The sequence below is a fragment of the Bacillus sp. FSL R5-0416 genome, from assembly GCF_037975425.1.
In the GTDB taxonomy this organism is placed as follows: Bacteria; Bacillota; Bacilli; order Bacillales; family Bacillaceae; genus Bacillus; species Bacillus subtilis.
In genome coordinates this window covers 1,642,877-1,655,558 of sequence record NZ_CP150252.1, presented here as the reverse complement: position 1 = coordinate 1,655,558, position 12,682 = coordinate 1,642,877, and the positions used below count along the sequence as shown (strand labels likewise).

The window sequence follows — 12,682 nt, the reverse complement described above, 5'->3', positions numbered from 1 at the left end:
ACTATTCGCGGTCTTCCTTTTCAAACGAAAGCAGGCCTGCATCAATTTCTTCTAAAGCTTTGCCTACATATTTGTGTGAAATCGTATGTTCAATCATTTGGTCTTTTTTGATTTGCATTTCACGTGCGCGTCTCGCAGAAACAGTCACCAGCGTATATTTTGAATCTAATTTATTCATTAAAGAATCAATTGACGGATCTAACATTGATTATTCAACCTCCAGCATTTTCTTATATCTTGGTGCAACGCGTTCACGCTTCAAATGTTCAGCAAGAACGATTGCTTTGATTTTATCGCAAGCCGTTTCGACATTATCGTTTTCAACGACATAGTCATAAGCATCCATCATTTCGATCTCAGCTTTTGCGGCTTTCATTCGATTTTCAATCAGAGCGTCTGTTTCTGTGCCTCGTGTCACGATTCTGTTTTTCAGTTCAGAAAGGCTTGGAGGCGCAAGGAAAATAAACAGGCCTTCCGGGAAAGCATTTCTCACTTGAAGAGCCCCTTGAACTTCAATTTCTAAAAAGACGTCTTTTCCATCTTGAAGCGTCTGTTCAACATAATCGACTGGCGTGCCGTAATAATTGCCGACATACTCTGCCCATTCAAGCAGCTTGTTGTCCGCAATCATTTGTTCGAATTCGTCTCTTGTTTTGAAAAAATAATCGACTCCGTTCACTTCGCCCTCTCTTGGACTTCTTGTGGTTACTGAAATCGAATATTCAAATTTTGTGTCTTCCTGCGAAAAGATCGCTTGTCGAACCGTTCCTTTACCAACTCCTGAGGGACCTGAGAGAACGATTAATAACCCTCTTTCTTTCATGCGGCAATTACCCCTGCCCTTCATCCATAATTTCTTCTTTAACAGAAAGTCTGTGTGCAACTGTCTCAGGCTGGACGGCAGATAAGATAATGTGATCACTATCCATGACGACAACTGCACGGGTTCTTCGTCCGTATGTAGCGTCAATTAGCATTCCGCGGTCTCTTGCATCCTGAATCATCCGTTTGATTGGCGCAGACTCCGGGCTGACAATCGAAATCATCCGATTGGCGGAGATGATATTGCCAAATCCGATATTAATCAGTTTAATCGTCATCTTCTACGTTCCCCCTGTAAAATAGACGTCTCTAGTTTAGCCTAGTAAGACCGTCTGTAAACAATACGCACAGTCACTATTCTATATTTTGCACTTGTTCTTTTATTTTTTCAATAGAACTTTTCATTTCAACGACAAGCTTTGTGATCTGATGATCATTTGCTTTTGAGCCGATCGTATTTGCTTCCCGATTGAGCTCCTGAACAAGAAAGTCGAGTTTGCGCCCGACAGCTCCGCCACTAGCTAATATATCACGAAACTGGGCGAAGTGGCTCTTCAGCCTTGTAATCTCTTCAGTGATATCAGAGCGGTCTGCAAAAATAGCGCATTCTGTTACAAGCCGGCTCTCGTCTAATACATCTTCAGTCCATTCTTTGATTCTGGCGTACAGCCGTTCCCGGTAACGAGATACGACATCTGCAGCCAGCAATTCAGTTTCTCTCACCAGCTCTTCAAGCTGGTCAATATGCATCAGGCAGTCTTTCGCTAAGAGCAGCCCCTCTTTTTCACGCATTTCACAGAGACCTTTTACCGCTTCTTCTGCAGCATCGATGATCAACGCCTCCAGCTTGTCATTTTGCGTCTGTTCTTCATGAACCTGGACGACATGATCAAGCTTAAAGAAATCCATTACATCGGGCTCTGCAGACAATTGATACCGCTTCTTCATATCTCTCGCGGCTGCGACAAACTCATCGAGCAGCGGCCAATCAATTTCAAGCCTTTTCTCAACAAGCATATCACTGTCAACGGATACGAAAAGCTCAATTCTTCCGCGCTGAATATGCTGCAGAATGGTCTGTTTCAGCTTATCTTCAAAATATAGCAAAGGCCTTGGCAAACGAGCGTTCACTTCTTTAAATCTGTAGTTCACAGATTTAAGTTCAACGCTTACAGAGAGATCGTCTTGTGTTTTGCTTGCACTGCCGAAGCCTGTCATACTTCGTATCATTTTAAAACACCCAATTCTTCCCTGTTCTCATAATAAAAGGGCAATAGACACGCTATTACCCCTAAGATTATATCATATGAATTTATTTTTTTCTTGTTAAAAGTGACCCCGCCAGCAAAAAAGTAGGGATGGCGGACATACCGATGACGAGCATCCAGTCCCCCGGCGTGATGGCTACAGTATGGAAAATCGGCTGAAGCGGCGGATAGTAGATTACTACAAGCATCAGCAAAATGGATGACAATACCGCGCCGATTAAATACAGGTTTTGAAACGGATTTCTAGAGAAAACAGAAGTTTCGCTGCGGCAGTCAAACACGTGAATAAGCTGAGCGAGCACCAATGTGGCAAACGCGATCGTCTGGGCATAAGCCAAGTTTTCCGGATTGCGGTGGTACACAATGATAAACGCTAAAATAGTGGCAACTCCGATTAAAAATCCTCTGGAAACGACCTTCCATCCTAGCTTGCGGGCAAATACCCCTTCTTTCGGATGACGGGGCTTGCGCTTCATGACGTCTCCTTCCGGCTGATCCATGCCGAGCGCCATTGCCGGCAATCCGTCCGTCACCAAGTTGACCCACAAAATCTGAATCGGAACGAGCGGTAAAGGAAGGGCGAGCAGCATCGCAAACAGCATGACAAGGATTTCTCCGACGTTAGACGCCAACAGGTATCTGATAAACTTCCTGATATTTTCGTAGATGTTCCTGCCTTCTTTTATCGCTGATTTAATCGTCGCAAAATTATCATCTACGAGAACAAGAGATGATGCTTCTTTGGCCACATCTGTCCCGGTAATGCCCATAGAGACGCCGATATCAGCTTGTTTAATGGCAGGAGCATCATTGACGCCGTCTCCCGTCATCGCCACAATATGCCCGTTCTCCTGATAGGCTTTTACGATCTTTAGTTTATGTTCAGGGGAAACGCGGGCAAAAACATATACATCCTCCACCACATGAGAAAGCTCTTCTTGAGAAAGTTCATTCAGCATCTTGCCATCCATAATTTTGCCGCTTTTTGGAAGGAGGCGCAAGTCTTTCGCTATCGCTTTAGCGGTTTCTACATGATCACCTGTAATCATAACGGTCTTAATTCCTGCTTCACGGCATTCTTTTATCGCCTGTCTGACTTCCGGCCGTGGGGGATCAATGATACCTGAAAGGCCAAGCATGGTCAGATCTTTTTCCGCCTGCTCCATTGACGGTGTTTCGCCTGCTTTTATCGGCCTGTAGGCGACCGCTATCGTTCTGAGCGCCTGTGATGCCAAATGTCTTAATACCGCCTCTGTTTCTGCTTTTCTTTCATTTGAAAAAAGAGCCGCTGAGCCGTCATAATAAATACGGGAAGATCGCTGCATCAGTACATCCGGTGCACCTTTTGTAATGATATAGCGCTTTCTGTCTTGATCCTCTACGATGACAGTCATCATTTTCCGTGCAGAATCAAACGGAAATTCTTCGACCACCCGGTAGTTAGATTCAACAAACTCCTTTGAAAAACCGCCTTTTCTTGCCGCGGTGAGCAGCGCTCCCTCTGTCGGATCTCCGTCAAGCACATATTCGCCGTCTCTTTTCTCAATATTGGAGTTGTTACAAAGCGCTCCGAACAGAAGCATCTGCTGAAGCGGCTTATGTTCATTGACACTGATCTCTTTTTCGTTTAGTGTGAAGCTTCCTTTCGGTTCATAGCCGGCCCCTGCCACTCTCCATGTTTTCCCTCCGGACCAGACATGTGTCACCGTCATTTTGTTTTGGGTCATTGTCCCTGTTTTATCTGAACAAATGATAGACGCACACCCAAGCGTTTCAACAGCAGGAAGCTTTCGAACAATGGATTTTTGTTTAATCATCCGCTGTACACCAAGCGATAGCGCCACAGTCACAATCGCCGGCAGCCCCTCCGGAATAGCGGCTACCGCTAACGAGACACCTGCTAAAAACATACTGTACAGATCATGACCCTGAATAACACCGACAGCAACGACAAGTACGGTCAGAAGCAATGCAACAACAATCAAAATCTTCCCGAGCTGCTCCAGTCTTCTTTGCAGCGGGGTTGACAATGTCCCTGCCGATTCAAGCATGTCGGCAATTTTCCCCATAGCCGTATTCATTCCTGTCCCGACGACAACCCCGACACCGCTGCCGCGGGTCACAATCGTTCCCATAAATGCCATATTGGTAATATCGCCGAGTGAAACATCCGGTTTTTTCAATTTATCAGCATGCTTCACAACCGGGATTGATTCCCCGGTCAGCGCTGATTCTTCTATTTCAAGGCTTCTCGCTTCAACAATTCGAACGTCTGCGCCAATTCTGTCCCCGCTCGTAAATTTCACAATATCCCCCGGCACCAGTTCCTTAGATGGAATCTTTGTCCAGCTTCCTTCCCTTAGTGCCATGACATGCGGTGTTGAAAGCTCTTTTAAAGCCTGAAGAGATTGCTCAGCACGCCTTTCTTGAAAGAAACCGAGTATGCCATTCACAAACACAATCGCAATAATCGCAACCGCATCTACATATTCACCAAGAAATCCTGAGATTAACGTTGCCGCCAGAAGCACAAGCACCATAAAATCTTTGAACTGCGCGAAAAACAAGAGAAGCGCTGAAGTTTTTTTCCCTTCTTGCAGCTCGTTTGGTCCATGCTTGTCAAGGCGTTTTTTTACCTCTTTTTCTGTTAATCCTTGTTTCATGGACGTATTGGTTGCCTCTAGTAAATCTGTTTGTCCCATTTCATGAAACTTCATTCCGCTCGTCCACTCCCCTGCTCTCTTATAGAGATATCACTCTATAAGCATGCTTATTCTGACTCGTCCCATTTCATGCTATAATTATCGAATGCAGGAAGAATGAGAGGGTGTATTGCATATGTCGTTTGATGGCATGTTTACATACGGAATGACACACGAACTTAACGAGAAAATAATGGGCGGACGAATTACAAAAGTCCATCAGCCATATAAGCACGATGTGATTTTCCACATCCGTGCCAAGGGAAAAAACCAAAAACTATTATTATCGGCACATCCGAGCTATTCACGGGTGCATATCACGGCACAAGCTTATGAAAATCCAAGCGAACCGCCAATGTTTTGCGTGTTGCTGAGAAAGCATATCGAAGGCGGATTCATTGAGAAAATTGAACAAGCGGGCTTAGACCGCATTATGATTTTTCATATCAAAAGCCGAAACGAAATTGGCGATGAAACCGTACGAAAGCTTTATGTAGAAATTATGGGCCGTCACAGCAATATCATTTTGACTGACGCAGCAGAAAATGTGATTATCGACGGACTTAAGCATTTATCACCGTCAATGAACAGCTACCGTACAGTACTGCCCGGCCAAGATTATAAGCTTCCGCCTGCTCAGGACAAAATATCGCCTCTTGAGGCGTCAGAAGATGATATTTTGCGTCACCTCAGCTTTCAAGAAGGAAGGCTTGATAAACAAATTGTCGACCACTTTTCAGGCGTGTCTCCGCTTTTCGCCAAAGAAGCGGTTCACAGAGCAGGTCTTGCCAACAAAGTCACACTGCCAAAAGCGTTGCTGGCACTGTTTGCCGAAGTGAAAGAGCACCGTTTCATTCCCAACATTACGACTGTAAACGGAAAGGAATATTTTTATTTACTGGAGCTGACTCATCTAAAGGGCGAAGCGCGCCGTTTTGATTCATTAAGCGAACTGCTCGACCGTTTTTATTTCGGAAAAGCTGAACGAGACCGAGTCAAACAGCAGGCTCAGGATCTTGAGCGTTTTGTTGTGAACGAACGGAAGAAGAATGCCAACAAAATCAAAAAATTAGAGAAAACCTTGGAGTATTCGGAAAACGCGAAGGAATTTCAGCTTTACGGAGAGCTTTTAACCGCTAATTTATATATGTTGAAAAAAGGTGATAAACAGGCCGAGGTCATCAACTATTATGATGAAGAAAGCCCGACAATCACAATTCCTTTAAACCCGAACAAAACGCCTTCTGAAAACGCACAGGCCTATTTCACGAAGTATCAGAAAGCGAAAAATTCGGTCGCAGTTGTCGAGGAGCAAATCAGGCTGGCACAGGAAGAGATCGAATATTTTGATCAGCTGATTCAGCAGCTTTCGTCCGCTTCTCCCCGGGATATCAGCGAAATCAGGGAAGAGCTTGTTGAGGGCAAATATTTGCGACCTAAGCAGCAAAAGGGCCAGAAAAAGCAAAAATCGCACAATCCGGTGTTAGAAACATATGAATCCACCTCAGGCCTGACAATTTTAGTGGGTAAGAACAATCGTCAAAATGAATATTTAACGACCAGAGCGGCGGCTAGGGACGATATCTGGCTTCACACGAAGGACATTCCCGGCTCCCACGTTGTGATCAGAAGCAGCGAACCGGATGAGCAAACAATCATGGAAGCCGCGACAATTGCAGCTTATTTTTCAAAAGCTAAAGATTCAAGTTCAGTGCCTGTAGATTATACAAAAATCAGGCATGTCAAAAAACCAAACGGCGCGAAACCCGGTTTCGTCACCTATGACAGCCAGCATACCGTCTTTGTCACGCCCGATGCTGATACTGTCATCAAGCTGAAAAAAAGCTGAACCGCATAAAGAAAAGCCAGAGCATTTGTATGCTCTGGCTTATTTCTTTCTTCTCATCTGATAAAGCCTGTTCACTTCAGCAACAAAATCGCCGTCAATCAGCTTATCCACGTTTTCAGCAAGCTCTTTCGTGTGCTTTGGACTGGCTCCGCTTGTAGAAACAGACACAGTGACATGCCCTCTTTTTACGATTTTCGGCATATATACATTGCCAAGCTCAGCGTCACTGACACAATTGACAAGCTGAAAAGGCGAAGCGGATTGGGCAATTTCTTTGTTCACTGCCGCATTATCCGTCGCAGCAATAATGAAGAAAGCATTGAGATAATCTTCTTTTGCAATTGTCCGTTTTTCCCATTTGATACGTCGCTCTTCTGCCATTTGCTTGATTTCCGGTTCAACATCTGGACTGACGAGCGTTATATCAGCTCCCTCAGAAATCACCGTTTTCAGCCTTCTGAGAGCGATGCTGCCGCCCCCCGCAATGACAACCCTCTTCTTTTCCAGGCTAATGTGCAGCGGAAGCATATGAACCTCCATCAAAATCAAATTGTCCCTCAGGATTTGCCACAGTTTCTCTCACACGATTCAAAAATGCGTTCTTCACATGAGGGTGAAAACCGATATAAGAAGAGAGGTAGACGTTCGGATTATGGGCTTTTAATTTCTGAACCTCTCGTTCGATTTCATTCATCAGCATACCCGTAAAGAGCAAATATGGAACGATAAAGGTTGTTATGCCGTCATCTTTTTCAAGTTCTGAAAAAACCTCTTTGTAATTCGGGCCGCATGCTGTCAAAAAGCACGGAATGACTTCCTTCACTGGAACCATTTCCTGAAGAAGATTAGCAATTCCGATTACGTCTCTTTTGACATCTGGATCTGAACTTCCCCTTCCGATGAGCACCACTCTGGCATTTTCATACGGAACACCTATGTCTTTCATTCGGTGATATACAGCCTTGACTACTTCTTCGTCAATCCCGATCGGCTTTCCGTATGAAATGCGGATTGACGGATATCGGGATGCAGCACGGGCAATTTCTTCCGGAATATCATGTTTTGCATGCGCAGCTGTTAAAAGAAGCAGAGGCACCACTGCGATATGAGTGGCGCCTTGCTTCACACATGCTTCAAATCCTGTCTCAATTGCCGGCTCCTGAAGCTCTAAAAAGCTGATTTCTTGTACTGGCACAGAGATGTGGGCCTTACATCCTTCCAAAAAGGCTGCGGCTTCTTGCTGCGCTTTTTTGACCCGGCTGCCGTGGCCGACATATAAAATTGCTTGTTTCATTTTTACAACGCCTCGCTTAAATCTTGTTTTTTCAGTTCAGATTCAAACCATTCCAGCTTATAGTGATAATTTACAACATTTCCAATGACAATTAAACTCGGATTTGTAATGTTTTCTTTTATCACCGTTTCTGAAAGAGTGTCAACTGTACAAAAAACAGATTTTTGCTTGTCCGTTGTTCCCCAATGAATAAAGGCTGCCGGCGTAGAACCGTCCCGGCCGTTTTCAAGGAGTTTTCTTTCAATCTGCTGCACGTTTTTGATACCCATATAGATGACAAGTGTATCAATTCCTGTAGCCAGCGCTTTCCACTTTTCCTCAAAATCTTCTTCTTTTTTATAATGACCCGTTACAAAAGCGACGTTAGAGCCCGCCTCCCGATGAGTAACAGGAATCCCGGCATAAGCGGCTGCCGCGATTCCAGACGTAATGCCGGGGATGATTTCAAACGGAATTCCATTTTCAGAGAGGCATTCCGCTTCTTCTCCCCCCCTGCCGAACACAAAAGGGTCTCCGCCTTTCAGCCTGACAACGGTTTTCCCTTTTTGCGCATACTTTACAAGAAACCGATTGATGGTTTCCTGCTTCATCGTATGAAAATCCGGAAGCTTCCCGCAGTAGATCAGGTCTGCTTGCTCTTTGGCATATTGTAAAATCTCTTTATTTACTAATCTGTCGTATAAGATGACATCAGCTTTTTCAATGGCTTTCAGCGCTTTAATTGTCAGCAGATCAGGGTCACCGGGACCCGCTCCTACAATATATACTTTCCCCATCGTATTTCCCCCGATCTATTCGAGTTCTTCCAGAGCATTCGCTGTGATGATGTTCTCGCTTGCATTCCGGCACCTGAGAAGAACGCAGCAGATCATATTCAGCTCAATTTTTGTTTAACAAACTCGATCAGCTGATTTTTACACGCTTCACGGTCATGCTGTCCTGAATCAAGAACGAGCTCTGGAGCTTCCGGTTCTTCATAAGGTGAATCAATTCCTGTAAAGAACGGAATCTCTCCGTTTCTTGCTTTTTTGTAAAGCCCTTTCGGATCTCTTTGTTCACAAATATCAAGGTCGCATTTAATGTAGACTTCATTAAATTCGCCCGCTTCCACAAGCTCGCGAACCTGTTGTCTGTCCTCGCGGAAAGGAGAGATAAAAGCAGTAATCACAATGGTTCCCTGCTGAACAAAAAGCTTCGCCACCTCTCCGATCCGGCGGATGTTTTCTTTTCGGTCTTCATCAGAAAAACCAAGATCCTTATTTAGGCCGTGACGGATATTATCCCCGTCCAGCACAATGACTTGGTAGCCTTGCTCAAACAATTCTCTCGCAGCGGCGTTGGCAATCGTTGATTTGCCTGAGCCGCTTAACCCTGTCAGCCAGAGAATGGAGCTTTTATGCTTGTTTTTTTGCTGGTACTCTTCTTTTGTGATAGAGGCTTCATGCCATACAATATCGCGATTTGTCACTGCCATTCCTCCTTAAGATACGCCTACTTCTTCTTTTTTCTTCATCCCTTTGATTAACACTTCTACGACTTCTTTTCGACTGAATTCAGCAGGCGGCAGCACACCGTCTCTCAGCATACCTCTTACCTTAGTGCCTGATAAAATGACGTGATGCTCTCTGCCATGAGGGCAAGTTTTCGCTGTTCCCATATTTCCGCATTTTTTACAGAAGAAGCTGTGCTCGAATTTCAGCGGTGTAATCCCGAGTTCTTCAGGTTTAAATGTGTCAAACAGCTCCTGTGCTTCGTATGTTCCGTAATAGTCACCTACACCTGCATGATCACGGCCGACGATGAAATGTGTGCAGCCGTAGTTCTTTCTGACAAGCGCGTGGAAAATTGCTTCTCTAGGGCCTGCATAACGCATCGCCGCTAAAAAGACACCAAGGAAAACGCGATCTTTCGGGTAATAATGATCAAGAAGCACTTGGTAGCTTTCCATCCGTACATCAGCTGGAATGTCATCAGATTTTGTTTCACCTACTAACGGATTCAAGAACAAGCCGTCTACTGTTTCAAGAGCCGTTTTTTGAATGTATTCATGCGCTCTGTGAACAGGGTTTCTTGTTTGGAAACCGACAATGGTTTCCCAGCCTTTTTCCGCAAACTGGCGTCTCGTTTCTGACGGTTCAAATGTAAATTCAGGGAACTGTTTTGAAGCTTTTTTAATCAACGTAATCGGCCCGCCGACATATGTATTGCCGCGGCTGAACAGCTTTTTAACACCAGGATGCTCCTGTTCATCTGTTTTGTACACATTGACAGCTTCTTTTTGTTTGTCAGGCACGTACAGATCTTCGATTTGGATAACGCCGTATGTTTCTCCTTCATACGTTAACTTTACCGTTTCACCAAGTGACAGTTCCGCTGCTTTTTGCGCATCGACCGGAAGCGTGATCGGAAGAGACCAGACAACGCCGGAAGAAAGACGCATGTTTTCGACTACAGATACGTAATCTTTTTCATTAAAGAAACCTTCAATCGGGCTGTATGCACCGATACCGATCAATTCCAAATCCGCGAAAGAAATTAAATCAAGTTCAATTTCTTTTTGGATGCCGCTCACATCATATGATTCATCTACTCTGTTTACTAATGTTCCTCCGTGTGGTGCTAAGCTCATAATATCCATCTCCTCCTAGTTAACTTATAAAATTACTCAGATTAATGATCAGATTCCCCCGCCTTGTTCGTGGACTGAGCGTCTCTCTTTACGAATGGCCTTTGTCAGGCTGACGGCACCGCCCGCCGCTAAAAGCACACTTACCATGATAAAGATCGAATAATAATCCGCTTTTAAAAACAAGGATACAAGCAGATAAGAAATCGATAAAGATAAAAACGGCGATACGATCCATACCTTCAGCATCGTTTGAACAACTTGTTTATGGAACACGTTCGGCCCGTTTTTTGCCATGCCTATTCCGATAATAGACGATGACGTGACTTGCGCCAAGGGCACCGGCATCCCAAATACAGAACTGATGATCACCAGTCCGGCTCCTGTACCGGATAAGAGAATGCCTTCCCCTTTAGAGAATCTCGTAATTTTCTTCCCGTTTGTTTCTAACACACGCCGGCCTAATAACAGTGCGCCAAGAGCAACAAAAGCTCCTCCATACAAGGTTCCTTTTCCGACATCAAGCACACCGGCAGCTACTAACGGGCCAACAGCATTCGCCACGTTATTCATGCCGGCAGAGAATGCTTCGAAAAATCCGGCAACTAACAAAACAACGCCGAGGATTTTTTGCTTTTTAGAAGATTTTACTTCAATCTTAAAATAACGAAACAGCTTAGATACGAAATAGGTGAAGCCGAAAGCGAACAGCGGGACAAAAACCCAAAATGACACAATGATCAGAAGATTGTTCACAAACAATACTTTATAAGCCACTCCCACGCCGACAACCGCGCCGACTGTTACTTCACTTGTCGACAAAGGAATGCCGAGCAGATTAGCAGTAAAGAGCGACAGGGCAGCAGCTCCAATAATGATGCAAACAATCGTCAGTGTAATCGTCTGCTCAGGAATAATGCCGGAGCTGATTGTTTTTACAACCTCGCCTCCGCCAATGACCGCCCCGGCAAAGACACCGACTGCGCATAGGATCAAAGCGTAGGTTTTCTTTTTGATGGCTCCGGAGCCGTAAGCAACCCCCATCGAAGCTGCAGCGCCGCTTGCACCAATATTCATCGCGAAAAACAAGCTAAATAAAATAGCGGCTAATTCCATTTTGCAGCTCCTTATTCATGCAGTCCGCATTCTGTTTTCGCCATACCATTCCATCTGCCTGAGCGCAAATCCTCTGCTGTAAAAGCGGGAGCAGTGCAAGGCGCACAGCCAATACTTGGATATCCTTGGTCATGAAGCGGATTGTAGTCCAGTTCATTCCGGGATGTGTATCTCCAAATGTCTTTCCAAGTCCAATGGATAAGCGGGCAAACTTTTACTGACTTGAATTTTTCATCTTTGTTTAAGAAATTCGTATTGGCACGGCTTGGCCCTTGATCACGACGCAGGCCGGAAAGCCAGGCTGGATGTCCTGAAAGCGCCTCTCTTAAAGGAACGACCTTTCTAAGATAGCAGCACTGATTCGGCTCTCTTTCCCACAGTTTGTCACCATGTTCTTCGGCTTGTTCCTCAAGGGTGAGGTCTGGTTTTTTCAGGATGATATTAAGACCCGGATAACGCTCTTTCACTCGTTCAATTGTTTCATAGGTTTCTTTAAAATGAAGTCCTGTATCAAGAAACACAATCTCTGCGTCTTTTTTCACTTTATAAATTAAGTCAATCAGAACGATTCCCTCAATTCCGAAACTGCAGGCATAAACAAGCTGATTGCCGTAATGGCCGTATGCCCATTTTAAAACTGACAGCGCTCCTTTGTAAGGATCGTCTTCCGGAAATGTAATCGTTGGTTCTTCCCAATTATCGTACGTTAACATTTCTTCTTTCCTCCTTTCGGAGACAAACAAACAGTAGCTTTCTGCCGGTTGTCTTTTCCCAATTGTAATGTGATTCGCGGCTGCTGATATCACAGACAGCCTTTTTTCCTCTTAAAATAAAAAACTTTCAATCCGGCGGAAAGAAAGACAGGAACAGCATGCAGCCCTTATCTTTCAAAATGGAATTCATTTTGCTGGAAGTAGCACCTTACAAACTATGCAGGTTGCCGGGCTTCATAGGTCCAGTCCCTCAGCCGCTCTTGATAAGTTTTTAGATTTGTAGTAAATTTTA

General features: G+C 44.7%; 13 protein-coding genes and 1 riboswitch. Of the genes, 1 reads left to right on the top strand and 12 read right to left on the bottom strand.

The window, feature by feature from the left end; genetic code table 11:
* Position 1: 1 nt before the first annotated feature.
* The 5 genes from rpoZ to NYE20_RS08790 all read right to left on the bottom strand — a co-directional run bounded on the left by rpoZ (position 2) and on the right by NYE20_RS08790 (position 4,807).
* A complete protein-coding gene (gene rpoZ / locus NYE20_RS08810) occupies positions 2-205 on the bottom strand; it encodes a DNA-directed RNA polymerase subunit omega (RefSeq protein ID WP_003221520.1) in 204 nt (67 codons plus the stop codon).
* Between the two features lie 3 nt (positions 206-208).
* Complete coding sequence (gmk, locus tag NYE20_RS08805) at positions 209-823, bottom strand: guanylate kinase (protein ID WP_003232083.1); 615 nt, start codon at positions 821-823, stop codon at positions 209-211.
* Positions 824-830: 7 nt separating this feature from the next.
* Entirely contained in the window at positions 831-1,100 is a 270-nt protein-coding gene (gene remA / locus NYE20_RS08800) for an extracellular matrix/biofilm regulator RemA (RefSeq protein ID WP_003154355.1), read from the bottom strand.
* Between the two features lie 76 nt (positions 1,101-1,176).
* Entirely contained in the window at positions 1,177-2,052 is an 876-nt protein-coding gene (locus tag NYE20_RS08795; protein WP_009967215.1) for a YicC/YloC family endoribonuclease, read from the bottom strand.
* Between the two features lie 82 nt (positions 2,053-2,134).
* The gene (locus NYE20_RS08790) at positions 2,135-4,807 is read right to left on the bottom strand and encodes a calcium-translocating P-type ATPase, SERCA-type (protein ID WP_015252116.1); all 2,673 of its coding nucleotides are present in this window, start codon (positions 4,805-4,807) and stop codon (positions 2,135-2,137) included.
* A 121-nt stretch (positions 4,808-4,928) separates the two neighbouring features.
* On the opposite strand from NYE20_RS08790, the gene rqcH reads away from it, so the two are divergent.
* Positions 4,929-6,641, top strand: a complete 1,713-nt coding sequence (gene rqcH / locus NYE20_RS08785; protein ID WP_172861364.1) for a tRNA modification protein RqcH — start codon at positions 4,929-4,931, stop codon at positions 6,639-6,641.
* 39 nt (positions 6,642-6,680) lie between these two features.
* Here the strand turns inward: rqcH and sirC are convergent, their stop codons facing one another.
* From sirC to NYE20_RS08750, 7 genes are all read right to left on the bottom strand, one after another.
* Positions 6,681-7,169 carry a precorrin-2 dehydrogenase gene (sirC, locus tag NYE20_RS08780; RefSeq protein ID WP_161621563.1) on the bottom strand — a complete coding sequence of 163 codons (489 nt, stop codon included), beginning with the start codon at positions 7,167-7,169 and terminating at the stop codon, positions 6,681-6,683.
* Positions 7,150-7,935 carry a sirohydrochlorin chelatase gene (gene sirB / locus NYE20_RS08775; RefSeq protein ID WP_339184996.1) on the bottom strand — a complete coding sequence of 262 codons (786 nt, stop codon included), beginning with the start codon at positions 7,933-7,935 and terminating at the stop codon, positions 7,150-7,152. Before sirB ends, sirC begins: the two co-directional genes overlap by 20 nt.
* A 2-nt stretch (positions 7,936-7,937) precedes the next feature.
* Positions 7,938-8,711 (bottom strand): uroporphyrinogen-III C-methyltransferase, encoded by a 774-nt coding sequence (gene cobA, locus NYE20_RS08770; RefSeq protein ID WP_015715864.1) that lies wholly within the window; start codon positions 8,709-8,711, stop codon positions 7,938-7,940.
* 98 nt (positions 8,712-8,809) lie between these two features.
* Entirely contained in the window at positions 8,810-9,403 is a 594-nt protein-coding gene (gene cysC, locus NYE20_RS08765; protein ID WP_015252120.1) for an adenylyl-sulfate kinase, read from the bottom strand.
* A 12-nt stretch (positions 9,404-9,415) separates the two neighbouring features.
* A complete protein-coding gene (gene sat / locus NYE20_RS08760; protein ID WP_003245745.1) occupies positions 9,416-10,564 on the bottom strand; it encodes a sulfate adenylyltransferase in 1,149 nt (382 codons plus the stop codon).
* 48 nt (positions 10,565-10,612) lie between these two features.
* Positions 10,613-11,677: a sulfate permease gene (cysP, locus tag NYE20_RS08755; RefSeq protein ID WP_014479750.1), complete on the bottom strand. Its 1,065-nt coding sequence runs from the start codon at positions 11,675-11,677 to the stop codon at positions 10,613-10,615.
* 11 nt (positions 11,678-11,688) lie between these two features.
* Entirely contained in the window at positions 11,689-12,390 is a 702-nt protein-coding gene (locus NYE20_RS08750) for a phosphoadenylyl-sulfate reductase (RefSeq protein ID WP_003221498.1), read from the bottom strand.
* A gap of 164 nt (positions 12,391-12,554) precedes the next feature.
* A riboswitch (SAM riboswitch) is annotated at positions 12,555-12,660 on the bottom strand.
* Between the last annotated feature and the right edge of the window lie 22 nt (positions 12,661-12,682).

What these genes read in the sequence shown, in the direction of transcription:
- rpoZ (WP_003221520.1), bottom strand. Translation starts at nt 205, where the DNA reads ATGTTAGATCCGTCAATTGATTCTTTAATGAATAAATTAGATTCAAAA.
- gmk (WP_003232083.1), bottom strand. Translation starts at nt 823, where the DNA reads ATGAAAGAAAGAGGGTTATTAATCGTTCTCTCAGGTCCCTCAGGAGTT.
- remA (WP_003154355.1), bottom strand. Translation starts at nt 1,100, where the DNA reads ATGACGATTAAACTGATTAATATCGGATTTGGCAATATCATCTCCGCC.
- NYE20_RS08795 (WP_009967215.1), bottom strand. Translation starts at nt 2,052, where the DNA reads ATGATACGAAGTATGACAGGCTTCGGCAGTGCAAGCAAAACACAAGAC.
- NYE20_RS08790 (WP_015252116.1), bottom strand. Translation starts at nt 4,807, where the DNA reads ATGAAGTTTCATGAAATGGGACAAACAGATTTACTAGAGGCAACCAAT.
- rqcH (WP_172861364.1), top strand. Translation starts at nt 4,929, where the DNA reads ATGTCGTTTGATGGCATGTTTACATACGGAATGACACACGAACTTAAC.
- sirC (WP_161621563.1), bottom strand. Translation starts at nt 7,169, where the DNA reads ATGCTTCCGCTGCACATTAGCCTGGAAAAGAAGAGGGTTGTCATTGCG.
- sirB (WP_339184996.1), bottom strand. Translation starts at nt 7,935, where the DNA reads ATGAAACAAGCAATTTTATATGTCGGCCACGGCAGCCGGGTCAAAAAA.
- cobA (WP_015715864.1), bottom strand. Translation starts at nt 8,711, where the DNA reads ATGGGGAAAGTATATATTGTAGGAGCGGGTCCCGGTGACCCTGATCTG.
- sat (WP_003245745.1), bottom strand. Translation starts at nt 10,564, where the DNA reads ATGAGCTTAGCACCACACGGAGGAACATTAGTAAACAGAGTAGATGAA.
- cysP (WP_014479750.1), bottom strand. Translation starts at nt 11,677, where the DNA reads ATGGAATTAGCCGCTATTTTATTTAGCTTGTTTTTCGCGATGAATATT.
- NYE20_RS08750 (WP_003221498.1), bottom strand. Translation starts at nt 12,390, where the DNA reads ATGTTAACGTACGATAATTGGGAAGAACCAACGATTACATTTCCGGAA.